This is a genomic window from Vibrio sp. Vb1127, assembly GCF_033338735.1.
Classification (GTDB): Bacteria; Pseudomonadota; Gammaproteobacteria; order Enterobacterales; family Vibrionaceae; genus Vibrio; species Vibrio alginolyticus.
Window position 1 is genome coordinate 18830 of record NZ_JAWOTF010000026.1, and the last position, 26089, is coordinate 44918.

Consider the following 26089-nt stretch of genomic DNA (forward strand, 5'->3'; position numbering starts at 1 on the left):
CGTCAGAAACGCTAATCGACTCTAGAATCTCGAGGAATGATCATTGGCGTCTTGGTGAGAGGGTCGGGCATTACTAAACAACGTAACCCATATACGTGTTGGATCAGTGTTTCTGTGATCACCGTATTGGGTGTCCCTTCTGCAATGACTTGTCCTGAATTCATCACGATTATGTGATCAGCATAACGACATGCATGATTGAGATCGTGCAGCACCGCAACGATGGTTGAACTGTTTTGCCGATTCAGTTTCCTGAATAGATCCAATAATTCGATTTGATGTGCAATGTCTAAATAAGTTGTCGGTTCATCTAACAACAAATAAGGTGTTTTTTGCGCCAGAACCATAGCAACCCAAACACGTTGTCGCTGTCCTCCGGATAATGCTTCAACGTTTTGGCCTAGTAATGGCTCAACCTGAGTTGCCTCTATTGCCTGTTGTACGGCCTGTTCGTCAGCTTGTGTCCAGCGTTTCAAAAATGATTGATGAGGGAAGCGCCCTCGACATATGAGATCGTGAACAGTTAAGCCAGATGGCGCAATTGCAGATTGGGGCAGTAGTCCCAGCTGCTTTGCCAGTTCTTGACGAGGAAAGTGGCAGAGATTTTTGCCGTCTAACAAAACAGATCCAGATTTGGGCATGAGCAGATTGCTTAATCCGCGTAGTAATGTTGATTTACCGCAGCCGTTTGGTCCTAAGATGACAGTGAATTTATTGTCTGGGATGCCAACTGACAAAGATTGAGATATGACGTTATCTTGGTAGGCGAGTGTGACTTGTTCCGCCTGCAATCGATAGCGCGAGTTTATTTTATGTTGTGTTGCGTTAGTCAAATTATGATCTCTCTGATTGGCGAATAAGTAAATACAGCAAGTAGATACCTCCAATACTTATGGTTATTACGCCGACGGGTAATTGGTTTGGTGCAAATAAATTAACGGCAGTGAAATCGGACAGAGTGAGTAACATCGCTCCCATCAATGCAGAGGCCATCAGTCCCACCGAGCCATCTTTGGTTAGCTTTCTAGCAAGTTGTGGGGCGACTAAAGCGATGAATGAAATCGGGCCCGTAGCGGCAGTGACTGCTGCTGTCAAAATGACGCCAGATAGCATCGCTAACCGCCGAGTGCGTTCACCACTTACGCCAAGCATTGCGGCATTGTCATCACCCATTTCTAAAATGTTCAACTTTCTGACAAGTGTTGCAGATATGACAAAAGCGACAGCAATAAAAACAAACGATGGCAAAATTTTACTCCATCCCAGTCCATTCAATGTTCCAGCACCCCATATGGCGGCTGTCATTGCTGTCTCCAACTTGCTTGTGAGCATCAGCCAGCTATTAAAAGCGCTTAACATGGCGCTGATGCCAATACCAATGATGATTAATCTAAATCCTTGGATTCCTTGTTTGTATGCCAGCAGGTATACAGCCGTTGCGGCAATTAAGCCGCCTGCGATTGCACCAAATGCAACCTCAAAATAGCTTCCCCCAAATACAATGATGACGACTAGTGCACCTGTGTATGCACCAGTGTTAAAGCCAATAATGTCAGGGCTTCCTAATGGATTACGGATGAGTGATTGAAAAAGTGCACCACTGACTCCGAGCGCTGCGCCAAAAACAAGCGATGCAAATAACCTCGGTAGTCGCCATTCAAGAATCACAATTGAAGTGAATTGTTCAGCGGTGCCGAATGCGACCTCAACAAGATCGGTCAGGCTTGTTCTTAGCTCTCCTTGAGACAAAGCGAAGGTGGCAATGATTGTTGTGGCTATCGTAAGCAAGATGCACCAAGCGACAGTTCGTTTGGATAATAGAAAATTGAAACGACCACTTTTGCGGCCAAGTAGGTAAGTACCTGATGGTTGCATTAGAGTTTACCAAAGGAGTTCAGTTTACGAGCGAGGTAGATTAGGACTGGAGCCCCGACAAATGCTGTCACAATAGAGACTCGGACTTCATTGACAGCAATAACACGGCCAATGATATCGGCGCTAATCAAAAGGAGAGGACCAAGAACCATTGCATAAAGCGTCAACCAGCGTTGGCTTGAAGAAGCCAGCTTTCGAGCTACGTGTGGGATCATCAAGCCAACAAAGCCAATTGGACCAGCAAGCGCTGTGGCACTGCCACATAAAATAGCGATCACTAGCAGGGCTAAAGCTTGCGTCTGTTTGACATTCGTCCCCAGTCCTTGCGCAACATCTTCACCAAGGGCTAAGTTATCCAACCCTGGTGCAATCAATAACGCGACGATCAATGCAAATGTAATGGGAGCGATGGCCGCAAAAGTCAAAGAGAGGTTTCTGATATCTAATGAGCCAGCGTCCCAGAAACGCATTTCGTCAAAGGCTTGTGGGTTTAAAAGCGTCACTGATGACGACACCCCCGCAAGAAGTGCACCTAGAGCCACACCGGCAAGCGTAATTTTTAATGGATTCACTCGGGCTTCTTTATATGTTCCTATGAAATAGACAAACAAACTCGTAGTGAGAGCACCGAGAAAAGCGAACCACAGGTGTTCACTCATCAAATGGTTACCGAAAATTGCGACACCAATAAGCACGAAAAAGCTGCTACCAGCATTCACACCGAGGATGCCGGGATCTGCAAGGGGATTTCGTGTCAAAGATTGTATTAAGGCTCCTGCCACAGCTAACGCCGCTCCGACCAGCAACCCAACGAGGGTTCGTGGGACTCTTGCTTCGAGGATTATTTGGCTTGCTGTTGATGTTACTGTGCCTCGCAAGCTCTCAAACACAATGCTTGGCGATATACTTTTGGCACCGATCACCAAACTTAAGATGCATGTGAACAGCAGTAGAACACATAAAGAAAATAACGTTAAAGAGTGGCGATAAGTACGTTTTTTACGGGAGTCTGGCGTTTGGGGGAGTGCCGTTTTACTTGGTAAGAGAGAAGAGATTGAAGGCAACTTATGAACACTCATAAATACAATTGTAAATAATTATCATTGCCATTATTGTAACTTGATGCGTAGAATGTTCAAGCAATAAGCATCCTCTTTCAACGTGTTGATTTCACGACTCACAATATTTGACGTAAGAAATAATGAAAATGCCCAAAATTATGCTGGATTTCAGCTTACTTAAAGAAAACCCGAATTTTAGAATGGTATTTATTGCAAGGATGATGTCGATTCTTGCTCTTGGCATGATGACCGTCGCTGTACCAATGCAGATACATCAAATGACTGGCTCGACCCTTCAAGTCGGAATGATCATGGCATTAGATGGCATCGGCATGTTTGTCGGGTTGCTCATCGGGGGCGTTTTGGCAGATAAATACGACCGACGCAAACTGATTCTATTCGCCAGAACAACGTGTGGCATAGGATTTGGGGCGTTAGCCTTAAACAGCCTATTGGCGGAATCTTCCTTGGTTGCACTTTATGTACTTTCTGTGTGGGATGGTTTTTTTGGCGCGATGGGAATGACGGCCTTGATGGCTTCGTTGCCCGTTATTGTTGGGCGAGAGAATTTGCCCTCAGCGGCGGCACTGAGCATGCTTACCGTTCGCATGGGAATGGTTTTGTCACCAGCGATTGGTGGGTTGCTCATCTCGTTTGGTGATGTCAGTTGGAACTACCTTGCTGCTTCAATTGGTACCTTGTGCACCTTATTCCCGTTGTTCAGACTTCCTTCCATGAAACCGAGTCATGACGCACCAGAAAATCCGTTGTTGTCATTGTATGAAGGCGTAAAGTTTCTCTTTTCGAACAAGGTTGTGGGGTGTGTGGTTGTTTTTGGTACCTTAGAAACACTCGCAACAGCGGTTAGAGTTATGTTTCCTGCGTTGGCTCTTGAAACATTTACCGGGAATGCCGCGAATGCTGGTTTGATGTACTCAGCGATCCCATTAGGTGCAATGGTCGGTGCATTAACATCAGGCTGGGTAAAGCAATCTCAACGGCCGGGAATGGTTATGATCTACGCAACCATGGGAACATTTTTAGCCATTGTGGCCATGGGATTGGCAGGAAACTACTGGTTATTCCTTGGTATATTGGTGATATACGGATACTTAGGTTCTGTGGCTTCGCTTATTCAATATTCTATTGTCCAAGGACATACACCGGATCATTTATTAGGCCGTGTAAGCAGTTTATGGACAGCGCAAGACGTAACTGGAGACTCAATGGGTGCTATTGGATTAGGTGCTTTAGGTAAGGTTATGGCGCCAGCAATGTCGATATTTTCATTTGGATTGGGGGCGACAGGGGTAGGGATGTTAATGGTTATTCTGTTCCGACCGCTGCGCCGAGCAAAGCTATTTGATCCTGCTTTGGCTCCGCCACCAGAGCCAACCGGTTCAGCAAAAGAAGCCACAGCGACAAGTTAGAATAAACCGCCCTATATGGGCGGTTTGTTTTCTATTGAGCACTGAAAAGTGTTTCAATGTTCTCAAGTAAATTCATGGAGCTGTAATAATCAAGTCTAAATGAATCATTACCCATTGCGTAAACATGGTGATCTCGAACCGCTTTCAAATGGGCGATGAACTTATTTTCTCGTAATTGCTGAATCACAGGTGCTTCTGCGGCGAACAAAAGTATGGATTGACCTGTTATCGCATCGGCAAAGTTCTCACCATTGACTGGAACAATATCTTTTCGTCGTCCCATTTGATGATTGTCTGTGAGTGGTTCTGGGATTTCACTTAACTCAAACCCTAAAGCTTGCAAAACTCTTCCTTGGGCGGAGTTTACTGTCCAAAAATTAGCGCCACGACCATCGCCATAATACACCATAGCAGTCGTTGGTTGAGGTGGCAGTTTAATGCGTTCTTTGATTTCTGCGACCCTATGATTGAAGCGTTGAATTGCGTTTTCCGCTTGCGTTTCCCGATCAGTAAAGGATGCCAATAGTCGGGCAAGCTCTTGCCAGCTCTTATCGTCATAATTAATAACCAGCGTCGGAGCGATAGCTGAGAACTGGTCATACATTTTTATTGCTGAGTCACCACCCGTTGCGGACACAATAATCAAATCTGGTCGTTCTTTGGCGACGGCTTCTGCATTAGCTAGGCCTTGATACAGTGGTTTAACGTTTCTTTCATTGGCAACGGAGCGCCATTGATAAAAATACCCGTCTTTATCTGCGACAGGACTGTTGGCAAGCGTCCCACCCGAAGCAATTACTGGAGCATCAATAGCCAAAAGTGTTCCTGTGATGGAAACACTGGTGGAAACGATTCGCTTGGGTGGCGATGTCAGTGTGATGTCACCATAGCTTGACGTTATTTTCTTCGGCCAACCGTCCGAAACAGTTAATGGCTTAGACTGCTGGTCTGAAATTGTAGCGTCATTGCATGCCGACAATAAGGTCAGAAAAAGCAGCCCTATAAAAACTCTCGCATAGTGGTGTCTCATCATCAGTTCCCGTGGTTAATCGCTCTATAACGAACGCGTATGACTTCATTATTGGTAGAAGGTAGCTACTTTATTGCGAATTACTATCATTATCAATTGATTTTGTCTTTGTTGCTGCTTACCATTGGTTAAATGATAATTGTTACCATTTATTTCTTTGTTCATAAACAACGTCAACCAATTCCTATATAGGAAATAACTTACTAAGGATTATAAAAAATGGCGATTCCCAAGATTGCTGGCTACGAAATACCAGAAGTTGATACTTTCCCTGATAACAAAGTCAACTGGAGTATTGAGCCAGACAAAGCGGTGTTATTGGTTCACGACATGCAGGAATACTTTATTAACTTCTTTGATAAAGCCAAGCAACCTATCCCACATTTACTTCGCAATGTACAAAATATCGCACAGACAGCTCGTCATGCGAATATCCCCGTGGTTTATACGGCGCAACCTGCGAATCAAGATCCTAAGGAACGTGCTTTACTAACGGATTTCTGGGGAACTGGGCTCACGCAAGAAACAGAAATCATTGCAGAAGTTGCCCCCGAACAAGGTGATATTCAGTATAAAAAATGGCGCTATAGCGCGTTTAAGAAGACGCCTCTATTAGATTGGATGAGAGAAACGGGGCGTGACCAACTGATTATTGTCGGGGTTTACGGTCATATCGGTATTTTGTCCACTGCGCTAGATGCATTTATGCTAGACATTAAGCCCTTCATTGTCGGGGATGCGATTGCAGACTTTTCTTTGGAAGATCACCAGTACGCGTTGAAATACGTTGCAGGCAGAGCGGGTTGCATTAAATCAATGTCGCAGGTTATCAATGAAATAGCACAGGGTGGGCAACTGAAGTCAGAGCTGAGCCTAGCTTCCATGCGCGTTGATGTCGCAGAGATTCTAGATATGGATCTTGAAGACGTTGATGTTGATGAGAACCTAATGTTTTTAGGCCTAGACTCCATAAGAGCAATGACGTTATTTGAAGCTTGGAGAAAGCAGGGCATTGATATTGCCTTTTCGGACATCATGCAAAAAACCACCTTAAGAGAATGGTGGCAAATGATTGAATCGAATTTGGAAGTTGCCGCTTAGAGCTAAAGTAAAAACCGATTTCTAATGAAATCGGTTTTTTTATTATGAAGAGAATTGTTCTCTTAACACTTTCTTGTTTATTTTGCCCACCGGAGTTTTCGGTAAGGCTTCAGCAAAATGGATTTGGTCAGGAATCTTGAATTGAGCAAGTCCTTGACTGTGCAAGAAGCGTTTTAGTTCAACAGGCTTTGGTTTCTGGTTGTTTTCAGGAACAATAATCGCACAGCTTCTCTCGCCCAGAAACTCATCAGGTATGGCGACTAAAGCGACATCATGTACGCTGTCATGTTGAAGTATTAGGTTTTCTACTTCTTCTGCGGCGATTTTTTCTCCTCCTCGGTTGATTTGGTCTTTATCACGTCCAGTAACAATGATGTTGCCGTCAGAGGTTAGTCGAACGAGATCTCCCGTGGCGTAAAATCGTTCTGTGTTAAATGAACGTTGATTGTGTTCTTTGGCGCGGAAATAACCTTGGATCGTATATGGGCCTCGGGTTAATAGTGCACCTTCTTCACCAACAGGGACGGGTTTGCCTTCGTCATCAACCACGAGCACTTCATCGTCTGGCGACATTGGCCGCCCTTGTGTTTTTACGATGACATCAATCGGGTCATCTAAACGTGTATAGTTGACCAAACCTTCCGCCATTCCAAAGACTTGTTGTAATTGGCAGTTTAGCTTATTAGGTAGCTCTCTGGCTGCGGTTTCACTGAACTTGGCGCCGCCAACTTGCACAAATTTAAGACTAGAAATATCGTCACCGGCAGTCTCTGCATGTTTCATCCAAAGTAACGCGAGTGGTGGTACAAGAGCGGAGACAGTGATCCTATGTTGTTCAATCAGCTTGAACGCATTTTGTGGTGAGCTATCTTGTGCCAGTACCACACAGCCTCCAGCAAAGAAAACGCCTAGCGCACCCGGGGAACTTAATGGGAAGTTATGTGCTGCTGGTAATACGCACAGATAGCGTGTTTGTTCACTGAAGTCACAGATTGCATTACTTGCGATAACGCTATATGCATAGTCATTGTGTGTTCTTGGGATCAGCTTTGGAGTGCCTGTAGTGCCACCAGACAGCTGGAAGAAAGCGACATGGTCAGCATTGCTGTTTTGAGCAATACCTTGTGCTTTATAAAGCGTACTTAATTCGGTAATTTGAGAATCTACCGATTGGTCTGTGTGAATGAGGTATGACAATGATGCACATTCATCCTGCAAAATTAAGGCCGTCTTTTGGGCATCAAAACCCGGCGTGTCATCAGAGAAAATATACGCTTTTGCTTGTGCGTGACGACAGAAATAGCCGAGCTCAAGAGTTCGGTGGGCCGGCAGTGCAACAACTGGCTTTATCCCTTGTATGGTCAGAGCAAAGAAGCAGATATAAAACTCCGCTCGATTACTGATTTGCATGACAACATTGTCACCCGATTTCAGGCCTAATGTAATGAATCCTGCAGCGAGCTGGGTGATTTTGTCATGCAACTGTTGATAGGTGTATGAGCATTCACCACTGATGATGGCTAAAGCATCTGGATGAGTCTTAACCGAGTCCAGAAAATGGTCGAATAATGTTTTATCTTGCCAATATCCCTTTGCTCGATAGTACTGAGCGGACTCTTTTGGCCATGGTGTAAAATCTAGCGTGTGCTGTGTGTTCGTCATGCGTTCTATACCGTAAGTAATTCGTCAATTTGAATGCCAGCAGCACGTAAAATTGTTCCCATCTTTGCTCCTGTTTCATCTAGCTCACTCTGAGGTGAAGAGTCCGTGACGATACCTGCACCCGCAAACACGCACATTTCGTGCTGGCTTACTTCTGCGCAGCGAATGGTTACCACCCACTCACCATTACCCCTTGCATCACACCAACCAACCATGCCGGTAAAGTAGCCACGGTCGAAGTTCTCTATCTGCTTAATGGCTTGATAAGCCGAATGTCTCGGGAACCCACAAACCGCTGGAGTAGGGTGGAGCTCAGCCGCGATTTGCAGTGCATTTGTTGTTGGATCGTCTGCCTGACCTTCCAATACGGTCGACAAGTGCAGCATTGTTTCCGTTTCAATCACTGAAGGCACCATTGGAGTAAACAGGTTGTGGCAATAACGACTCAAGACTTTTTCGACTTCCTCGACTACAAAACTATGTTCATTCAGATCCTTTTGGGTATCTAACAAAGAAGCACGTAAATGAAGGTTTTCTTGAGTGTTTTGAGACTTGGGACGAGAGCCGGCTAACGGGTTAGAAATTACATGGCCACCTTTTTTGGCCAGTAGTAGTTCCGGACTGGCTCCCATCAACTTAACCCCACTTCCAATGTCTGAAGCAAAGGTGTAACCATTGGCATTGATGGACAATAAGTTACGCAGTAGCACTGTTTGGTCGATTGTGTGATCTGTTGCCAGCCTGAGTGAGCGTGAAAGTACGACCTTTGATAGCTCTGTGGTATCAAACAAATTCAAGAGAGTAGATACCCCTTGTTTATAATCGTTTCCGGTTGGAGCAGACACTATGGTCGCTTTATTTGAACTTTGTTTATCTTGTCCTCTTGCTCTGTGGCTACTGGAAACATAAAGCTTCTCTGGGATAACAAATCTTGTTGGCGTATTTTCATTAAAAGGAACGGTGGCAAACAAGACAGGGTTGTCGTTGTATTCAGACTTTGCTTTTTCCAACATTTCATTGGCTTGAACTGCCAGTTGTGAAAATGGAATGGCTTGCTCAAGTTGTTGTTCAATACCGACGCCTAGCATCGAACTATGGGGGGAAGCAAAGAAGAAAGGGGACTCATCTAATCGCGCATCCAAAATCTCATCAGTCATTTTGGAGAATCCAACAACTTCACGTTTCATAAACCTAACCTCTAAATATTACGTTACTCATATTTACAAATTGTTTCACATGCAAATGTAGTGCTAGAGTATAGGTGAGAATGATTATCAACATCAAACGATAATTAATTGCATTTTAATAAGGAGCGATAAATGACGTCAGATTTCTGCTACCACTTGAATGTTGGGGTAAGGTAAATGAATAGTACTTTTGAAACGGTACTCCTCACTGGATCAGGTAAAGGTATTGGTTATGCTGTGTTGGAACATCTGTTAGAAAATGGCTATCGAGTGGTAGCGACAGATAAGGATATTTCGTTGTTGAATCAAAGTATTGAAGCTCTTCGAGCTCGCTTTGATGAATCTAGGTTATGTTGTTTCGAATTGGATTTATTAAAACACGATGAGGTGAATGACAAAGTTTGCCAACTCGATCGTGAGTTTCAGTTTGACCATTTAGTGAGTTGTGCTGGAATATTGCATCTGGGTGCCGTGAACGATATGTCTTTGGATGAGATCAAACAAATGTTTGATGTAAATACCTTTGGTGCTTTGGCGTTAATCCAAGCGATTTCAAACAGCATGAAAGATAGACAGCAGGGAAACATTGTCGTAATTGGCTCAAATTCGGCAAATACACCTAGGTTGAATATAGGGGCATATGCAGCAACAAAATCAGCCTTACATATGCTAGTGAAGTGCGTTGGTTTGGAACTTGCTGAAAAGGGCATTCGCTGCAATCTTGTTAGCCCTGGTTCAACGAGAACAGACATGCAGACCCAGCTATGGAACGTCAACTACGGCGAGAATGAAGTCATAAAAGGCAACTTAGAGCAATATCGGCTGGGGATTCCATTGGGGCAAATGGCAGAACCAGAAGACATAGCTAAAGCAGTTCTCTTTCTGATGTCTGATGGTGCTAAACAGATCACAATGCATGATCTTCGTGTGGACGGAGGGGCTACGTTAGACAACTAATGAAGCCGGGCGTTATGCCCGGCTAAATAGTTAAGCGATCTCAGAATGAAGGTATTCGTTTTGGTAAGCAATCTTAACAGCTTCATCGAGTTTAGATAAGAAGCTTACGGAATCATCCCAGTTCAAACACTCGTCGGTAATCGACTTGCCGTAACACAACTCTTCTGAATTCAATGCTTGGTTACCACCTTGCAAAAAGCTTTCACACATCACACCTGAAATGCTCGTTTCACCTGCGGTCAATTGATCGCAAATGTTATTGATAACATTGAGTTGGTTTTTTGCAATCTTACCACTGTTGCCATGACTGCAGTCGATAATGAGGCTAGGTGCTAACTTGTTGTACTCAAGGTCATAAGCAGTACTACGAACATTTGGACTAAAATAGTTTGGAGCCAATCCTCCACGAAGAATGACATGACAATGGGGGTTGCCTGGTGTCTGGAGTACGATTGGATGCCCATTGGAACCGAAAGTCACCAGTAAGTGAGAGTCTCCTGCCGCATGTATTGCGTCAATGGATATGGAGGTGTTTCCGTCTGTTCCATTTTTAAAGCCAATAGCACAATGAAGTGCTGATGCAAGTTGTCGATGAGGTTGTGACTCTGTTGTACGTGCTCCAATCGCCCCCCAGCAAACAAGGTCAGCAATATATGGAGCAATGTTTGTATCGAGAAATTCTGTTGCAGTAGGGACGCCTAGCTCTAGTATCGATTTCAATAATGAGCGGCTTTGATAGATACCTTGCTCTAAATTGAAATCGCCTGTTAACTCTGGGTCGACGATAAAACCTTTCCAACCTTTTCGTGTTCTCGGCTTTTCGAAATACGTTCGCATGACAATTTTTAACGTTTGACTAAATTGTTTTTGAACTTTGGCTAATCTATTCGCGTATTCCAAAGCTGCATTAGGGTCATGGATTGAACACGGGCCAATGATCACAAGCATACGCTGATCTTTTCCCGATAGAATATCTTTGATCTCGTCACGTTGAGTCTCTATAAAACGCTCTAAGCGCTCATCTACTCCAGATTTAGATAACACAGTGTGTAGTGTAGGGAGTTGTATGGCTGACGCTGCGTTGATGGTGTTGTGTAAAGGTTGCATGACTAATATCCAAATAAACCAAAAGACGGAAAATGTAATGATGTTTTATTAGAATTGATAATGGTTCTCATTTCGATTCCAGGGTAGATAGTGTGAAACATTTTGTAACTTGTCAATACTGGTGGTAGTAAATAAGAGCGAAATTGTATATTTAAATTATGCACTGGCTTTGTTGCGGAAATCGAATGGACTAAACCAAAATCTTACGATCAGATCAGGGAGATTCATTCACAGACTTTGATTTCATGCCTAAGCCTCGCTACAAAACTATTAACTAGAGCAAGTACAATAACTCCTTGGCTAACTGAGGTTCACTCACGTTTTGGATTGACGAAGAGGCGATAGCTGAGTGGAAGCAACCCAGACAGAATAGACGTGGTCGCCCCGGATTGTTTAGTGACCTTGCTATCACGACCGCTCTCATTGTAAAGCGCGTCTTTTCCTTACCTTTAGCCTACAAGGCTTCATCGATTCTGTTTTTAGATTGGCAGAGTTCCCATTGGTTTGTCCCAATATTCTTGTATCAGTCGCCGAACTATGTATGATTTTGATGTTCATGCGTACAAATGGATCAACCTACGGGGCGTACATAGTGGTCAATCTAAAGCGGTGGCGTTATTGATTCAAAATGGTGCTGATGCATGTGCTCGTGACGAACGTGGTAACACCGAATCGATGGGGCATTAATTAAAGGTGAGCTATCAATCGCTAAACCCCTTTTTCAACAGACCTATTCTGACCGTCCCAATAAAGATCGGTAACATTATCTGAGTTTGCCAAGATGTCTGGGCAGGCTGATACGCTGAAAGAGTTTGTGAACAAAGATAAGTGACAACAGCTTTCAAAACGCTCATCGATATAAGATAATAATTCTCATTATAAAATAATTTTTGTAAGTTTTATGAAGCTTTTTCCGTGGTCTGATAACTTGGTTTCCCTCTACCTAAGCGTGGATTACAGCCCTGATTTTATATCGAATATAGAGTTGCAAGGTATCCATTTACCAAGTAATTTTTGTAAAGCGGCACTTAAGCGCCGTTGTGAATTCTTGGCAGGACGAGCGTGTGCGCACCAAGCGTTAACCTATTTAGGTCATGAAACTGCCGGCAGTATTGGTATTGGTCGTGGGAATGAACCTGTTTGGCCTGAAAATATTGTTGGGTCTATTTCCCATTGTGTGGGACATGCTGTCGCATCTGTTGCTCACTGTAGTGAAGATGTCGTTGGGGTAGGGGTAGACATTGAGAAAGTGATGTCTCGTCAGTGGGCGAATCAACTATCATCACAAATTGTCTCGCTTAATGAACGGCATCACGCTGCTCACTTTGATGATATTTGTCAGTTTCTAACGCTAATATTTTCCGCAAAAGAGGCTATCTATAAAGCGATTTTCCCTACCGTTCAACAGATTTTAGATTTTGATTCAGTCGTTCTTGAGCAGATTGATTGCGATAGACAAGAACTGACTTTTGCGACAAGCCTTATTCTCGATGAATATTTGAACAGTGAGGTGAATATTAAAGTCCGCTATTCAATGATGGATGATACACATTACATTACATGGTGTGTGATTGGTGAACATCACCTGAAACACTAACTAATTAAATACTGGTAAATCCCCAGCTAAGCTGGGGTGACTCGCATAGGTTTGACCATGACAACGGTGTAACTTCTTTTCTCGACCAAAAGTAAAGAGGAAACAACCTATGCGAGGCTATAAGAGTCTGTCTCATACCCGTTGGGATTGTAAATACCATGTGGTTTTTATACCGAAAAAGAGACAAAGATTGATATATGGTGCACTGCGAAAACATCTAGGTTCAACGTTTCATGAGTTAGCGAAACGGAAAGGCGTGACTATTGAGGAAGGGCACTTGATGAAAGATCATGTTCACATGTGTATCAGCGTCCCCCCCCCCCACACACACAGACATAGAAGAGCTTTTGTGGGTGCGCCAGCGCTAGAGTGATGCCCACCAAGGGCTCGATAGATCCACCGAGATTGATCAGAAAATAGCGCATATTCAGCGCCAGTTCGCGGTCTTTTTTGTCGGGCAGAGAGTCGCTAATCACTGCCTTGGAGGGTGCCTCAATGGTCGGACGCATCAAGCCAGTGATCAGCAGCAAGGCAAAGAAGTGCCAGATTTGATCAGCCAGCCCAATGCCAGTATACGCCAGCGCAGCGATCACATTACCGCCGAGCATCATCACTTTGCGGCCAAATTTATTTGATAGGTAGCCGACATAGATCCCAGAGGTGCTGCCTACCAGCGCCGAAAGCGCCAACATGGTGCCGATGGCGATCTCGCTGGCAGCGTAATCTTGATAGAGGAAGACAATCAGAAACGGCCAGGCCAGAAACAAGCTAATGCGTGAGAATAGGGTACCAAACAATACGATCCAAACCGGACGAGAAAGCGCTGGTACGTAAATAGGCTCTGATGTTCCATATAAACCTTCTTATTGCACAGAATCTATTCAGTATATCTACTCTTAATTTCAGTGCTATAGGTCAGATTTAGAGCAGTGCAATTAGTTGAATTAGTTAATTTGGTAACATTTTTATTTGGATTTTTTCTAACGGAGAGGCTGGAGATTGGTGAATTGCTCTGTGCATCAAAATCACTGATAAAAAATCATATTAGCAGGATTAAATAAATTAACCCATTCGTTGCAACACTAGCTAGTGTTGACCTGAGGGGGCTAAGAAACTTTGGGGCGTGCGACGTGAGGTCGTATGAAGCGCTGTTCACCGCTCAACGAGTAAACCTTCTGTATCACCAGATGAACCTAGGACTCTGAATAAAGTAGCGAGTCTGACAATGTAACGAAGGTTGGTATTTACCAATCGGGATTGAAATCGCGAGAGGACGATCCTCCTGATAACCACATGAATCGGGCGAGTGCTAGGTAGTCAGCATGATGAACATACGTGAATCCGTCTAAGGTGCGTTATGCTATGAAACAGCGGAAGTGGTTAATACGCTGTGGCCAAAAGGCATGAGAGTCGGAAAGAGATTGCCCCATGCTCTTTCGTGATCGTTGAACTCTCCGCACTATAGCGGGCATCTACACTGACATACGGAACACGGGAAGCCTGTATTGTAACGATGCAGATACAGATACTTATCTGGCACGAAAGTGAGCTGACTTCCGACTGGCCTTCCGTTGCAAGAGAATTTGAAGAACGATATCAAACCGTTGATTGCTGATTTCTTAGCAGAAAGAGGCTTAAGACTCTCCGAAGAGAAAACGCACATTACCCATGTCAGCAGAGGTTTTGATTTCCTAGGTTTTAATCATAGGAAGTTCAAAGGGAAACTGCTCATTAAATTACCTCGACGGGTCATACTGGCTTCCAGTCCATGTTGCTTTAAGAACTTATTCCAGTCGTGACTCGTATAGACTGCCTTGCTCTGAATGCGCGAGTACCTTTTGGATTGGAGAACGTCACCATATAGCCATTAAAAGCGCATCCCAAACCAACTTTTTAGTTATTCGACTTTTCATCGACCAGCTAATCACTCTTCTTTAGAAAAGATCGACAACAACGGCAAGATACAACTAGCTTAGGTTGCATAATGACCAATCCAGCTACCAGTTTTCAATTATGGATTCCTGAAGTGATTTACAGGCTCTAGCAAGTCAGTTTGTCGTTTATCTAGCTGTATTTTCTCAGCTTGTATTTCCTGTAGCGGAGAAATAGTTACTAAGTCTTTTGCAATTTGTGAGTACTCAAACATGATGAGTAAGATGTGATAAAACCATTTGCTCATCGTATTTGAGGCTTGATAAATCCCGCGCTCACATTCATAAATAGCCCGTACGACCGCTTTATCCCGAACCGCGTGTATTTTTTTAGCGTAGTCACACCAAAGCTCAAACTGCTCCTGTGCTTCCGTGTGCTTCTTGGCTATCAATAGCAGGTGTCGGTAACGCTGGTGGTTGTATTCTTCTATTTGTTTTTTTACCTCATCAGCATGAGCGATCGCCAGTTTTCGTGTTGCATTGAAGTGCGCTTGTGCCTGCTGTCTCTCGACATGATGTTTATCGTAGTCTGAGATGGTCAGTGCTGTTGGCGCGAGGACACTATTTTTGATTAGCTTTCCTAGTGTGTACTTGTTACCACTTCGCAAGGATGAGCCAGCAAAACGATACTGATGAAATCGGTAGGCGATACCTTTAAATCGAGTGTTTGTCCTGTCTGGTATCAGTTCGATTTCAATACCTTGTTTGAGCAGCGCCGTTTCAAGTTGAGTCAGTGAAGATGAGGGGGGCAGAGTACGAATCGCCGAATCCACTTTTCTTCTCATCACGCGAATAACCGTTTTCTCTTTTTCGCCTAGTATATCAGTGTCATAACTTGAGTGGTGTACCCCTGAGCTTTGTACTGTTTGTAACCCTAGCGCCACTTCTTGCTCCCTCATAATTTCTTGGGCTTTGAGGTGCGATTGCCAGTTAGAAATGATTTTGCCTGTGAGTAAATCGGTGGTCGAAGCGACAATATGGACATGTTCATTATCAGTATCGGAGTGTTTAAACGCGATATAACGAGCGTTTTCATAGCCAAGATGGGGCATGAGCTGTTTAATGGTGTTTCGCCACTGGTTCAGGGATAACTGTTCCCCCTCCGCTAGGGAGACTACAAAATGGCGAAAGGGTTGTTTCGTATTAGTATTGGCAAGATAAGCGCTTTGCAGTTCAGCAATGGCGCGACTCCAGTCAACTTCTCTAGCATCTTGGCGCTCTGCGCCAAGGGGAACAGAAGCGATTTCGTTCGCACAGATGAATTGCGATGTTCCCCTGTGAAAAACATCTTTCGACTGGCTGGATGAGTACTCAATCAGTTGAGTAATGTCGTCCGTCTGTTTTGCCCCATAGCGGACGAGTTGAGCCGCATCGTGGGTGGTTTGTTTATCGTTTTTGCATTTTAGCTCTTCAAATATCATCTCTTCTATCCTCCTGCTCCAACTTGTTGCGGTAGAGTGCTCTCAACGCGTTGCTGTCTAAGTAATGCATGGCCAACAGCTCGGCGGTTTGAGAATTATGAGCGTCGATAGCGAGATTTCGGGTGAGTTGTAAATTCTGTTTTAGTTCATACAGAGCATCACCCAGTTGATGGGCAATTTCATGGTCGTACAGGGGATTATCTTGCTCAATGAGTGATTCCATTACATTAGCGATACGTTTAGTTTGCTGAAAATATTCTGAAATCGCATCGTTTTGTTGTGGCTTAACCGTCAGTTTATGTGTGATGACATCACGAAGAAATCGGCTTGCTGATTTGTAATGGTAGCTTTCCATGGTTTGCAGTAACTGTTGGTATTCGCTTCCAGTGAGATTGGTTTTCACTGCTTTGCAATACAGCTCTTCGTCACTTTTTCGTTGTTTTTTAAAATTCGCCTGAACGATACGAATTAACTTGCGAGCATCTATCAGTTGATTTTTATCGGCGTCATTGGGATGCTGGTGGAGATATAAAGCGTGAGAAAGCTCTGAAATAAAGGTTTGTTGTGAAGCGATGGTTACCCCAGACTCAATCGGCGAGGGTAACAGTCCTGCGAGTAGTGTAGTCAACTCCTCTGCTGAATAGCTGTGACTTTCAATGAATGCCGATAGTATTTGTTTATGTTTTCTAGATGTGCAGCGAATGACAGTCGCTGCGACTGTGTTGATATTAATATCCATTTTTAAATTTCTCTATTTATTATTTTAATTATTTAGAGTGTTTTGTGTTTTCAAGCGATAACGCCGAAGGCTGTTAGCGCAACCTCGCGCAGTGAGGCATGGCTTTCGTGTGTTTTATTTGGAACAAATAATAACGCGCGATACCAGCTTGTTACTATTTTTGTTCTGAGTATTTTTATTATAACGATATAATTGACGAGATTGAAAGTGTTTATTTTAATTAAGTTAATTGGATATCATATGGCGGTTTGAATAATCCTGTATTTACTGCGTAATATGACACGGAATTTGTCGAGTGCGACAGGGAAAGTGCGCGTTACGACATCGAAAATGCCGTTTGCAACAAAGCATTTGCGCCGCACTATCATTGTGTCCCTGGTGCATTCAGTCGCTTTCAGGCCGTCTCATTGGAACTGAGTAAGTCGTTGTCGGGGCGGATATTACATAGATTAAGCTGAGTTTAATGGGCGTAAAAATAAACGAGAGGTGTGATTGTTGAGTGAAATTAATAGAGAGATTGCATTAATGATTATCTATTTTTAATTGCTATGATAGGCCATGTTGACATGGTGTTTAATATATGGGTTTTATATATTTTGTTTTTCGTGAAATATATAAGGTGGGTATATTTACTTTTGGTTAAATAAATGCGAAAAAGTGATTTCTTTTCACTTTAAAATGCGAATATTATATTTTTAACGGCTCCTTGAGTCATAATAAAAATAAACGGAGGCGTCTCATGGCGCTTATACACCCAATTAATCAACTGAAAATAGAAAAGAAAGCTGACGTATTAAAACGCGTTGGTTTATCTCAAGCTACCTTACATCGCCGAATTAATGATGGCACATTTCCGCCCGCTGTACAACTGGGTCCAAAGGCCGTGGGCTTCATGTCGCATGAAGTCGATGCGTTTCTTATTGCCTGTGCAATAGGAGAAGATAAAAAACGGGTGGTCGCTGAGCTGCTTGCTCAGCGTCAGACGCTCAAACAAGCGAATCCGCTCCTGCAATATATGAACTTTCAGTAACAGGCCATCGAGTTCTGCGCTAAAGCGCAGAGCTTAATTCAGTCAATTGTACGTCTATTCATGTCAAGAGAGTGCATGCGTTTCTCCGCCTCTCTAATGATAGGCGTCTTATCTATACCTGATTAAAAATAATAATAAAAATAGGAATTAATATATGACTTATCGAATTACCAGCGAATTGACCATAAGTGGCGATTCAGAGAAGTGCAAAGCACTGTACCTTAATATTGTTGACCACTTTGGTCAAATTGACTTCAACAACATTGTCCCGATGCCAGCGGCGATACGAAACGCCACGGATTACTTTATAAAAGAGCCGTGGATGATGCGCCATTGGGGGGCCTGCGATGTATTTGAATGCGGTGTGCCTTATCGATGCTTTAATCCATGGAAAGATGACTTTCCTGCAGATATGGGGGACTACATTAATTTGCTTCGGTTTCAAGAAGCATGCGAAGAAGGAACCCCGCATTTAGAGCCAATCATATTCACCACGCTAAATACGTATCCTAAGGAGATAGTTTTCGCTTTGTCAGACCAAAACCCAGGGTTAACGTTTGACGTTCGTTTTTATGACGAGCATTTCAGTTGTGCCTGTGGTCGGATGCGAATTTGTGATGGGAGAGTTATTCAGTCTAAGGTCGCGCCACACCATGAATTTATGACGAGAGAGCAGTGTCAGTTTTGGGAAAACTATGCGCATCAGTTAGCGGGATTATTGCCGTTTGAAGCGACGTTTTAAACCATCGGTACACTATGTGATGTGGTTTGGCAAAGGTTTGAGAGCAACAAGTGTATCGTAGAGCGGTTTTTGGCAGCGCTGTCCACGCATCGACGAGAGAGTTTAAAGCTCAAATTGACAGCAAATCGAATGACACTTTGGACCTAGGACTATTTGACGCCTTTCAATTAATCTCTCCATCAAAACAAACACTACTACTATTACCTCTAACCCCTAAAGGGGATAAAGTGCTAATATCCCCTATAGAGGATAATTTTACATTGGAGGCAGATATGCTCATAACAAGCCCTATGCAACTAGGGGTGTACTTGCGTGATGTACGCAGAACTCAAGGACGAAACCAGACTAAAGTCGGGGACATGGTTGGGTTAAAACAGACAACAGTATCGAAACTTGAACGTGATCCTGCCTCATCCAGTATCGAAAGTCTGATGCGTCTTCTGTCATCTCTCGACCTAGAGCTACATATTCAAGATAAAGCTGTAAGCCGACAACAAGCAAAGCTTCGTGAGCCAGATGATTGGTAAAACGCTGTAAAACAAAGCCAACTTTATAATTAAGTTGTTCTCTCACAATCATCATCGAGTTAGCAAATCGATGAATGTGCGACCAGCTTATTTTTTCCCCATTCCGTACTGGCAACTAGGAAGAAATCCTTCTCAGTTGCTTTTCAACTCATAATTTCCCTCAATAGTTGCTTCCCCCAGTCACCGCGACAAACTTCTGCCCCTTTCTGTGTCAGTAGAAATGAAGCCCCATTGTGTACCGACTCCAATTTGAATTAGTTTTTCTAATTGCTTGCAACTACTTAAAACCAGAGCTACGCATTTTTTGACGCAATAATAAGCGCATGGTGACTTTTTAACCTAACTTTGCTTACCTCTGTGTTCCAAGCATCAGTTACGTACTCTATAAAATCAGCATAACGATCTTTGGGTATATAGTCATAGATAGGCTGACTATCGAGTATAAAATCTAAATCCCTGTCCGAATTATTGAATGGGTAGTAAGACTCTTCTTTTGAATAGAGGACTGTAAAACCGATTAGTTCAAGCTGAGTCAAGAACCTTGTTAGAGTTAGTTGTGAATAGAAAAAGTCGTCAACGTGTGCTCCGTTAAATTCAACGATTTTGTTGTGGAGATATCTTTTTATATTTAGAGCGTTATCACTTAATGAAAATCTTAAGGCGATCATGCCATTATGTTTCAATACTCGGTAGCAATTCAATAGAACAGGGGTGAGTTGCTCATGCGTACCCAACCAATGAAATACAGCGTTAGAAAAAATTACATCAGATGAAGACTCTCTTTGTTTATCTAGCCACAATGCGATGTCTGCATGTTCGATTTCTGTAAAATCAGAAGAGTGCTTGCGAGTAAAAACATCGATCATTGAAGCGTCAGCATCAACACATTTCACTGTCATATTGGTATGCTGAGAAATTAACGATGAAAGCTCACCATTTCCACACCCCAAGTCAATTACCGACTTACCATTCAGATGATTTAATTCTGTAAGTTTTTCGAGTAAGGTTAGGCCTGAATGGTACTGGTACTCCTTTTGGAAACAGTCATATTTATTACCATTCCATCCCATAGCTAACTCCAAATTGTTGAGCATCTCGTGCATGGATACTTGCTGATTATTGCTTTGTCCGACATTAGATTGCAAACGCTTATCGGTACAGTGAGATCTTGCTAACACGAATAGTGATACGTGTGAAGTTGAGCAAATCAAGCGTAAGGAGTGGTTTGCTTGTTGGAAGATATGAGTAGTGTTTTTCGATACCAAAATTATCCATACAAATCTAAATTAGTAAAAGCCCTAAAATGGAATTGATGTGATGGACGCCCCCATTAACGGCTTCGATGAGCCAGAATTAAGGTGTTAGCACTTAATTACGAAGGAGCATCCATCATGAACATTAAAGTTGTTGGTATCGATATTGCCAAATCCGTCTTTCAGGTTTGTGTTCTACTTCATGATAACAAGGTGGCAATCATCAGAAGTGATTTGATGAAGAAACTGAGTCAGCTTCCTGAGAGCACTCTCATTGCTATGGAAGCTTGTGCATCATCCCACCATTGGGCCCGACAAATGAAACAGCACGGGTTTGAAGTCATGCTGATCTCAGCTCAATTCGTTAAACCATTTGTTGGGCATCAGAAGAACGATGCCAATGATGCCAGAGCAATATACGAAGCTTCCCAACGGCCAGATGTCCACTCCGTTCAAGTAAAAACTATTGAGCAGCAAGATATCAAGGCATTGCGAAATGTTCGTCAGCGCCTCGTCGATAATCGCATTGCTTTAGTAAATCAATCTCGTGCCATGGCCGCTGAATACGGTGTGATATTCCCTAAGCATGTAACTAAGTTTCAAGAACTTCTACCATTAGCCATTGAAGATGCGAGTAATCAGCTATCACACGTTATGAGGCGTCTATTGCTTGAAAACTACGATGAGCTTAAACAGTTAAATAGGGATATTCAGCAAGTGGAACATGACTTACTGGAGCTGTGCAAAACCAACCACCGTTTTAAAACGTTACAAGAAGTTCCTGGATTTGGCCCCATTATCAGCTCTGCGTTAATCAGTGAACTCGGTACTGGAAAGCAATTCTCTAATGTCCGTCAGTTTTCGCTTGGTGTGGTTTAGTTCCGAAGCAGCATAGCTCAGGAGGTAAGTCCTGCCTGAAAGGTATTACCAAAAACGGTAATAAATAGTTACGAACGCTTATTTTGCATGGTGCTCGAGCGATCGTTCGGTATGCAGATAAACGTCAGGATAGGATGGGGACTTGGCTACGGGAGTTAATTGCCAGACGAGGTAAAGTTAAAGCAGTTGTGGCCTTGGCAAACAATCTATGTCGAATTGGGTGGCGCCTTTTAAGTTCAGGCGAACAATTTGATGTGAATAAAGCCTTTGCGTAACAGTTAATTTATAGAATTATTTACAGATAAATAGCAGTACCCGAGTTTGCAAGTATTGATGAACAAACGGTCAACGTCTCTGCTAAAACTTGATTCTGGACAAGGCATTATTTATGCCGCGGAAATGTAAAGGAAGCTGAGAGCAGATTACATCATGGCGCGAGCAGTAAAAGCTCATAGAGACGTCGGATATATGTCAGCGAACCGAACCTAATCAGTTCTTGCAATCACAGGGGCGTCCATATATGTCCAAAAAAGAGTTTAAACAGCTTTCTTAAAAGAAAGCTGTATCTCTAGTTCTAATGCCATGTTTGAGATGTTCAAGGTGCCTAAGTTGGTATTGTGGTGTTACGTGTGTTTCTCTCAATCAGGGTTTTAAAATCCAGAATTTTTCTCTGATTTCTGAGCTTAGTCATGGCTTGAGCGTCATCCACGACACATATCCCAGCGGCGGTGTTTTGACAAAATTGCGAAGCCAGGCAACGCACTTCAATGACTGCGGCTTTATCGCGGCGATGCGCTTGTAAGGTCAGGAGCGATTTCGATTCGTCATACTCAATGAATTCGTAGTCTCGGAACAGCAAAGCAAAACTCACCGCCGCTGCTTCGGCGTCCGTAGCAGGAACGGTGGCGTAATGGCTTCGGGTGATAGGAATAGAGTGAATAGGGTAATCATCATTGAGTAATACTGATAGGTTGGGATGCATGTCAGCAATATGGCCATGGATGTAGTCTCTGCGTATATCTTGATAAAATTTCTGGTATTGGAAGTACGAGAGTGTGATGCCGTGGTTGATATCCCAGTGATTGTCTCGTAGTAAATCGCTAAAACAATAATCATCAATCTTCAACAGTTGCTTGAAGTTGTCAAAACCACCCAACGTCCGCTGGATTTGTTTTTGGCTCACCCCACGCTCGAGCAGGTCGGCTTCATTGAGATACGGTTCACTGCGCAGAATCGTGGTGACCAGTTCAATGAGACCGATGTCCACGGCACTGATACCTTGCATCAGAAGCGGGGCGAAGTAATCGGAACTGGAGTAAGCCAAGCCTTCATCGAGTGCAGAAATGACGCTGAGGCGTATAGGGTTAGTTATCATCATGGTTAAACTCCTAATTAAGAGAAAAGGGGCGTGTCAGTCTTGGGGCAGTGCAATAGCCTCGATAGCTCAACCAGCGAAAGTAAAAGTGTACGGCATCAATACGCTGTTTTTGCTCTTTGTGGCATAGGTTCGATTGGCCGAGTTCCTTATGATATTGACGAATGTCTCGCGTCTGTATGTATAACCTTTCATTGCTGCTGGAGTGGTTGTCGTCAACGAAGCGTAAAAACTGATGAAGGTAATCTGCAATCTGATTGAGTCTGAATCGAGGCATTCCTGAATGCTCGCGCTCTTCCATCAATTCACTTAACCAGTTGAGGTATGGAAAACGAATGTCCTCTTCTGCGTTGCACAAATCTAAAGAGGGCAAGGTTGGGAAATCGTCTTTTGTCGGTTTGTGTTTGTAAGCACGAACCACAGGAAAATGTTTAGCCACTAAGTGGATTTGCACTAATAATTGCTGACTCAATGACAGAGAGTTGGGAAGGGCATGGGGGTTGTTTTGGAAAAAGCACTTAGCTTGTAAGCGCACTGCTTTCGCTCTGCTTATTGCATGTTGCGGTTCATCTGTTTTCAGTGCCACAAAATAATGAGACTTAGTGCAGCCTGAGATTCTTAAGGATAATGGTGGTGTGATTTTGACTTGATAAATGCCATGCTGATTGGTGGAGATATGATGGGCGCTAAGCTGACGGTGTTGTTTTATTCCGATGTTTTCATTTTGATGGGGGAGGGCTAGGCGTCCTTTTCGGCGTAAACGGCGCAGCGCTTGCATTTCACTAAAGCGAGGATGTTCGCTGATGGGTTTTACCTCAAATTGGCTTAAGTGAGCTTGGTGTAAGTTCAAATTTGGCATAGGCGTGATTCCTTCTTGGCTGAATTTAGGGTGCAGAAGTCTGCCCCCTAAACTGGTTAAGGGTGTCATAAGTGACGGTGAGTTAAGTTAAGTGGTGTTAAGCCATTCAGGCTCAGTGGTAATGCATACTGAAGCGCTGGTTATGCGCTCTGTTTATTCTCCGCTCGATATTGTCCTGCAATCGAATAGTAGTTGCCTGTCGATTCCACAATATAATCGCTCCAGAATTGAAGAATTTCGTATCGTTCATCGAGATACAACGCACTGTTGTATGAAGCTCGAGTGGTGTTCTTATCTAAGTGGGCAAGACACATTTCGATGGCATCTTCACGGAACTGTTTGTGTTCATTGAGATACGTGCTGGCAATGCCCCTAAACCCATGACTGACGAGCCTGCCTTTCAAACTAGTGAGGTTGAGTGACGAATTCACGGCGTAAGGACTTATGTGTGGGAATTTAGTATTCGGCTTGTCAGATGGAAATACGTGGACGTGCTCTCCTGATATTGGTCGAATGAACTCTAATATCCCTAACGTGTAGTCATTCAGAGGCACCAAATGTTCACGTTTGCCTTTAGTGTAGAAAGCTGGGATTGTCCAAAGTTTATTCTTAATGTTGATATCACACCAGCGCATGGCAGCGAGTTCATCTGCGCGAGTCATCGTGTGCATTTGCATTTCGAACGCGCAACGGGTGACGGGTTTCATTTGGTTGTTTGACATGATAGCCATCACTTCACCAAGTTCGTTTGGCGGTACTTTGAGCATGTGAGTGACTTTTGATTTGGCAAAGTTGTCTTTAATGTCGGCTAAGCAATTAGATTTAATGATGTTTGAGTTTACCGCGAATTTCATCACTTGATTGGCAATACAGCATGCACGTTTTACATTTTCTAATTGTCCTTTAGTCTGCATGGGTTCGATGACCGAAATGACTCCAGCGGCAGTGATATAGGTTAGGGGGAGGTTGCCTAGTTTAGGGTATAGGTTACGTTTTAAGAAAAGACGCTTGCGATGTGACGAGCGTACTTTGTTGGTGATGCGGTCGATTTCATCTTGCCCGAATACCGTGCCATAAATTCTAGCTCTCTCACGTTCTTCGACAATCAGCTTTTCTCGGTTAGTGGTCTCTTGAATTTCTTCTTTCAGAAGCATCTTTTCTGCGACCGCTTTAAAGGTCAGTTGGCTTTCAACCAAACGGTCTAACTTCTGCTTTTCACGAAACAGTTTTGGGTCAATGCCTTTCGTCATTTGCTCACGAAGCTCTTTAGCGACCTTGCGTACTTCGTCCAGCGTCATATTAGGGTATGAGCCAAGCCCCATTTTTTTACGCTTTTTAGTGCTAAAGTCTGTGTAGATAAATAACCAGTTCTTAGAGCCATTTTTACGTATTCTTAGGTAGAGATTTCCACCATCTGATAGTGAATATTCTTTGTCACTTTTCGCTGCATTCTTGATTTGTGTATTTGTTAATTTATTGATAGCCATGCTGCTATCCTCCTGTTTATTTGTTTGTTCCCCTTCAACTTATCAATCGATTTTGGGGTACGCAAGGGGGTGCTAGAGCTGTGAGATGTAGTGAGAAAAGGTGACTGTGAAAGAGTGTTATATTATTTTAAATCAAACGGTTAGGTTGCTTTTTGAGAAGTGGTGAGTCATGGTGATTAGTGTGTGGGAATTCTTAAGAGTGATTCGTAACGCGTGGCATTTTTACTTTGCGGTGGCTTATAGTGATTAAGGCGCTGTGCGGTAGCTTTTGTATTGCGTTACTCACACCTTAGCAAGGCGTTAACTGGCGCAGAAAATATGAAAGCACATTGATACCGTTACTAGGTTCAGAGGTTTAGCGTGTTTGGTCGGTTCCCTTAATTAAGCTAATGCGACTAATTCAATTTGGTACTTAAGTTTTCTCATGAGAAAGGCGGCACAAAGCCTTCTAATAATATAAGGCATTCGCGATTAGTTCGGCGCACTTACATCGCCGAAGTATGGTGTTGTGAGACGCATTTCAAACTAAAGGTAAACGGTAATCTTTTAGTTAAATACATATTTGAGTTAGCTTTACTAATCATTAATTAGGAAAACCAGCTTTGGCTAAAGTGGCTGTAAGATCGGCGAAAACTGAAAGGCGCTCAGTTAACAAACTGTTTAAGAGGGATTCGCAACGCGTGGCATTTTCACTATGCGTTGGTTTAAGTGATTAAGGTGGTATGCGGCGGCTTCGGTATTGCGTTGCTCACCCCTTAACAGGGCGTTATGTAACATGGAGGCTCGATGAAAATCGGAGTCATATTAGGTACTTCAAAATCTGATGGTAATACGCGAAA

Annotated in this window: 21 protein-coding genes and 6 pseudogenes; 12 read left to right on the forward strand and 15 right to left on the reverse strand. The window is 43.3% G+C overall.

From position 1 onward, the window contains the following. Positions 1 to 11: 11 nt before the first annotated feature. Genes R7H07_RS21135 through R7H07_RS21145 form a run of 3 tightly spaced genes read right to left on the reverse strand, consistent with a single transcriptional unit; the run spans position 12 to position 2954 of the window. Positions 12 to 809, reverse strand: coding sequence for an ABC transporter ATP-binding protein (locus R7H07_RS21135; protein WP_025998594.1), 798 nt, complete (start codon positions 807 to 809; stop codon positions 12 to 14). A gap of 25 nt (positions 810 to 834) precedes the next feature. Continuing rightward, the gene (gene fepG, locus R7H07_RS21140) at positions 835 to 1875 is read right to left on the reverse strand and encodes an iron-enterobactin ABC transporter permease (protein WP_054579173.1); all 1041 of its coding nucleotides are present in this window, start codon (positions 1873 to 1875) and stop codon (positions 835 to 837) included. Continuing rightward, on the reverse strand, positions 1875 to 2954 hold the full coding sequence (locus R7H07_RS21145; RefSeq protein ID WP_017634322.1) for an iron chelate uptake ABC transporter family permease subunit: 1080 nt from the start codon (positions 2952 to 2954) through the stop codon (positions 1875 to 1877). The genes fepG and R7H07_RS21145 overlap by 1 nt, the downstream gene beginning before the upstream one ends. 128 nt (positions 2955 to 3082) lie before the next feature. Here R7H07_RS21145 and entS point away from each other — a divergent pair, with 128 nt between their 5' ends. Further along, positions 3083 to 4366 carry an enterobactin transporter EntS gene (gene entS / locus R7H07_RS21150; protein WP_017634321.1) on the forward strand — a complete coding sequence of 428 codons (1284 nt, stop codon included), beginning with the start codon at positions 3083 to 3085 and terminating at the stop codon, positions 4364 to 4366. Positions 4367 to 4397: 31 nt separating this feature from the next. Here the strand turns inward: entS and fepB are convergent, their stop codons facing one another. Further along, positions 4398 to 5399: a Fe2+-enterobactin ABC transporter substrate-binding protein gene (fepB, locus tag R7H07_RS21155; protein WP_242539628.1), complete on the reverse strand. Its 1002-nt coding sequence runs from the start codon at positions 5397 to 5399 to the stop codon at positions 4398 to 4400. A gap of 216 nt (positions 5400 to 5615) precedes the next feature. On the opposite strand from fepB, the gene R7H07_RS21160 reads away from it, so the two are divergent. Further along, positions 5616 to 6497, forward strand: coding sequence for an isochorismatase family protein (locus R7H07_RS21160; protein WP_176311020.1), 882 nt, complete (start codon positions 5616 to 5618; stop codon positions 6495 to 6497). A gap of 42 nt (positions 6498 to 6539) precedes the next feature. On the opposite strand, the gene R7H07_RS21165 is transcribed toward R7H07_RS21160, so the two are convergent. After that, the gene (locus R7H07_RS21165; protein WP_017634317.1) at positions 6540 to 8159 is read right to left on the reverse strand and encodes a (2,3-dihydroxybenzoyl)adenylate synthase; all 1620 of its coding nucleotides are present in this window, start codon (positions 8157 to 8159) and stop codon (positions 6540 to 6542) included. Positions 8160 to 8164: 5 nt separating this feature from the next. Then, the gene (locus tag R7H07_RS21170; RefSeq protein WP_017634316.1) at positions 8165 to 9346 is read right to left on the reverse strand and encodes an isochorismate synthase; all 1182 of its coding nucleotides are present in this window, start codon (positions 9344 to 9346) and stop codon (positions 8165 to 8167) included. A 177-nt stretch (positions 9347 to 9523) separates the two neighbouring features. Between R7H07_RS21170 and R7H07_RS21175 the strand changes: the two genes are divergently transcribed. Continuing rightward, positions 9524 to 10303 carry a 2,3-dihydro-2,3-dihydroxybenzoate dehydrogenase gene (locus R7H07_RS21175; RefSeq protein WP_017634315.1) on the forward strand — a complete coding sequence of 260 codons (780 nt, stop codon included), beginning with the start codon at positions 9524 to 9526 and terminating at the stop codon, positions 10301 to 10303. Positions 10304 to 10333: 30 nt separating this feature from the next. Here the strand turns inward: R7H07_RS21175 and R7H07_RS21180 are convergent, their stop codons facing one another. After that, the gene (locus tag R7H07_RS21180) at positions 10334 to 11410 is read right to left on the reverse strand and encodes a 3-deoxy-7-phosphoheptulonate synthase (protein WP_017634314.1); all 1077 of its coding nucleotides are present in this window, start codon (positions 11408 to 11410) and stop codon (positions 10334 to 10336) included. A 296-nt stretch (positions 11411 to 11706) separates the two neighbouring features. Here R7H07_RS21180 and R7H07_RS21185 point away from each other — a divergent pair. From R7H07_RS21185 to tnpA, 4 genes and pseudogenes are all read left to right on the forward strand, one after another. Beyond that, positions 11707 to 11944: pseudogene (locus R7H07_RS21185) on the forward strand (transposase); the annotation flags it as partial. 3 nt (positions 11945 to 11947) lie between these two features. Next, positions 11948 to 12097, forward strand: coding sequence for a hypothetical protein (locus R7H07_RS21190; RefSeq protein ID WP_017634313.1), 150 nt, complete (start codon positions 11948 to 11950; stop codon positions 12095 to 12097). A gap of 214 nt (positions 12098 to 12311) precedes the next feature. Next, on the forward strand, positions 12312 to 13007 hold the full coding sequence (locus R7H07_RS21195) for a 4'-phosphopantetheinyl transferase family protein (RefSeq protein ID WP_017821449.1): 696 nt from the start codon (positions 12312 to 12314) through the stop codon (positions 13005 to 13007). 109 nt (positions 13008 to 13116) lie between these two features. Beyond that, a pseudogene (gene tnpA / locus R7H07_RS21200) lies at positions 13117 to 13332 on the forward strand (IS200/IS605 family transposase); the annotation flags it as partial. 7 nt (positions 13333 to 13339) lie between these two features. Here the strand turns inward: tnpA and R7H07_RS21205 are convergent. Beyond that, positions 13340 to 13843, reverse strand: a pseudogene (locus R7H07_RS21205) (MFS transporter); the annotation flags it as partial. Between the two features lie 738 nt (positions 13844 to 14581). On the opposite strand from R7H07_RS21205, the pseudogene R7H07_RS21210 reads away from it, so the two are divergent. Continuing rightward, positions 14582 to 14743 (forward strand): annotated as a pseudogene (locus R7H07_RS21210) (group II intron reverse transcriptase/maturase); the annotation flags it as partial. Here the strand turns inward: R7H07_RS21210 and R7H07_RS21215 are convergent. The 3 genes and pseudogenes from R7H07_RS21215 to R7H07_RS21225 all read right to left on the reverse strand — a co-directional run. Further along, positions 14743 to 14974, reverse strand: a pseudogene (locus R7H07_RS21215) (DDE-type integrase/transposase/recombinase); the annotation flags it as partial. The pseudogenes R7H07_RS21210 and R7H07_RS21215 overlap by 1 nt on opposite strands. Positions 14975 to 15018: 44 nt before the next feature. Further along, positions 15019 to 16359: a relaxase/mobilization nuclease domain-containing protein gene (locus R7H07_RS21220; protein WP_191116302.1), complete on the reverse strand. Its 1341-nt coding sequence runs from the start codon at positions 16357 to 16359 to the stop codon at positions 15019 to 15021. Then, on the reverse strand, positions 16349 to 17098 hold the full coding sequence (locus tag R7H07_RS21225) for a chromosome segregation ATPase (protein WP_182016525.1): 750 nt from the start codon (positions 17096 to 17098) through the stop codon (positions 16349 to 16351). Before R7H07_RS21225 ends, R7H07_RS21220 begins: the two co-directional genes overlap by 11 nt. 739 nt (positions 17099 to 17837) lie before the next feature. Here R7H07_RS21225 and R7H07_RS21230 point away from each other — a divergent pair. The 3 genes from R7H07_RS21230 to R7H07_RS21240 all read left to right on the forward strand — a co-directional run bounded on the left by R7H07_RS21230 (position 17838) and on the right by R7H07_RS21240 (position 19397). After that, on the forward strand, positions 17838 to 18128 hold the full coding sequence (locus R7H07_RS21230) for a helix-turn-helix transcriptional regulator (protein ID WP_045545244.1): 291 nt from the start codon (positions 17838 to 17840) through the stop codon (positions 18126 to 18128). Positions 18129 to 18282: 154 nt separating this feature from the next. Further along, on the forward strand, positions 18283 to 18870 hold the full coding sequence (locus R7H07_RS21235) for a hypothetical protein (RefSeq protein ID WP_120458844.1): 588 nt from the start codon (positions 18283 to 18285) through the stop codon (positions 18868 to 18870). Between the two features lie 272 nt (positions 18871 to 19142). Further along, positions 19143 to 19397 (forward strand): helix-turn-helix domain-containing protein, encoded by a 255-nt coding sequence (locus tag R7H07_RS21240; RefSeq protein WP_054730458.1) that lies wholly within the window; start codon positions 19143 to 19145, stop codon positions 19395 to 19397. Between the two features lie 293 nt (positions 19398 to 19690). Here the strand turns inward: R7H07_RS21240 and R7H07_RS21245 are convergent, their stop codons facing one another. Then, positions 19691 to 20575: a class I SAM-dependent methyltransferase gene (locus tag R7H07_RS21245; protein ID WP_149192533.1), complete on the reverse strand. Its 885-nt coding sequence runs from the start codon at positions 20573 to 20575 to the stop codon at positions 19691 to 19693. Positions 20576 to 20788: 213 nt separating this feature from the next. On the opposite strand from R7H07_RS21245, the pseudogene R7H07_RS21250 reads away from it, so the two are divergent. After that, positions 20789 to 21804: pseudogene (locus R7H07_RS21250) on the forward strand (IS110 family transposase). Between the two features lie 329 nt (positions 21805 to 22133). Here the strand turns inward: R7H07_RS21250 and R7H07_RS21255 are convergent. The 3 genes from R7H07_RS21255 to R7H07_RS21265 form a co-directional block, all read right to left on the reverse strand. Further along, on the reverse strand, positions 22134 to 22907 hold the full coding sequence (locus tag R7H07_RS21255) for a hypothetical protein (RefSeq protein WP_182016519.1): 774 nt from the start codon (positions 22905 to 22907) through the stop codon (positions 22134 to 22136). A 10-nt stretch (positions 22908 to 22917) separates the two neighbouring features. Next, on the reverse strand, positions 22918 to 23763 hold the full coding sequence (locus R7H07_RS21260; RefSeq protein ID WP_206960092.1) for a hypothetical protein: 846 nt from the start codon (positions 23761 to 23763) through the stop codon (positions 22918 to 22920). Positions 23764 to 23903: 140 nt separating this feature from the next. Beyond that, positions 23904 to 25250, reverse strand: coding sequence for a tyrosine-type recombinase/integrase (locus R7H07_RS21265; RefSeq protein ID WP_206960094.1), 1347 nt, complete (start codon positions 25248 to 25250; stop codon positions 23904 to 23906). Positions 25251 to 26089: the final 839 nt, after the last annotated feature.

Bases quoted from the DNA above. Each gene is read 5' to 3' on its own strand.
- fepG (WP_054579173.1), bottom strand. From the start codon at position 1,875: ATGCAACCATCAGGTACTTACCTACTTGGCCGCAAAAGTGGTCGTTTC.
- R7H07_RS21145 (WP_017634322.1), bottom strand. From the start codon at position 2,954: ATGAGTGTTCATAAGTTGCCTTCAATCTCTTCTCTCTTACCAAGTAAA.
- entS (WP_017634321.1), top strand. From the start codon at position 3,083: ATGCCCAAAATTATGCTGGATTTCAGCTTACTTAAAGAAAACCCGAAT.
- fepB (WP_242539628.1), bottom strand. From the start codon at position 5,399: ATGATGAGACACCACTATGCGAGAGTTTTTATAGGGCTGCTTTTTCTG.
- R7H07_RS21160 (WP_176311020.1), top strand. From the start codon at position 5,616: ATGGCGATTCCCAAGATTGCTGGCTACGAAATACCAGAAGTTGATACT.
- R7H07_RS21165 (WP_017634317.1), bottom strand. From the start codon at position 8,159: ATGACGAACACACAGCACACGCTAGATTTTACACCATGGCCAAAAGAG.
- R7H07_RS21170 (WP_017634316.1), bottom strand. From the start codon at position 9,346: ATGAAACGTGAAGTTGTTGGATTCTCCAAAATGACTGATGAGATTTTG.
- R7H07_RS21175 (WP_017634315.1), top strand. From the start codon at position 9,524: ATGAATAGTACTTTTGAAACGGTACTCCTCACTGGATCAGGTAAAGGT.
- R7H07_RS21180 (WP_017634314.1), bottom strand. From the start codon at position 11,410: ATGCAACCTTTACACAACACCATCAACGCAGCGTCAGCCATACAACTC.
- R7H07_RS21190 (WP_017634313.1), top strand. From the start codon at position 11,948: ATGTATGATTTTGATGTTCATGCGTACAAATGGATCAACCTACGGGGC.
- R7H07_RS21195 (WP_017821449.1), top strand. From the start codon at position 12,312: ATGAAGCTTTTTCCGTGGTCTGATAACTTGGTTTCCCTCTACCTAAGC.
- R7H07_RS21220 (WP_191116302.1), bottom strand. From the start codon at position 16,359: ATGATATTTGAAGAGCTAAAATGCAAAAACGATAAACAAACCACCCAC.
- R7H07_RS21225 (WP_182016525.1), bottom strand. From the start codon at position 17,098: ATGGATATTAATATCAACACAGTCGCAGCGACTGTCATTCGCTGCACA.
- R7H07_RS21230 (WP_045545244.1), top strand. From the start codon at position 17,838: ATGGCGCTTATACACCCAATTAATCAACTGAAAATAGAAAAGAAAGCT.
- R7H07_RS21235 (WP_120458844.1), top strand. From the start codon at position 18,283: ATGACTTATCGAATTACCAGCGAATTGACCATAAGTGGCGATTCAGAG.
- R7H07_RS21240 (WP_054730458.1), top strand. From the start codon at position 19,143: ATGCTCATAACAAGCCCTATGCAACTAGGGGTGTACTTGCGTGATGTA.
- R7H07_RS21255 (WP_182016519.1), bottom strand. From the start codon at position 22,907: ATGATGATAACTAACCCTATACGCCTCAGCGTCATTTCTGCACTCGAT.
- R7H07_RS21260 (WP_206960092.1), bottom strand. From the start codon at position 23,763: ATGCCAAATTTGAACTTACACCAAGCTCACTTAAGCCAATTTGAGGTA.
- R7H07_RS21265 (WP_206960094.1), bottom strand. From the start codon at position 25,250: ATGGCTATCAATAAATTAACAAATACACAAATCAAGAATGCAGCGAAA.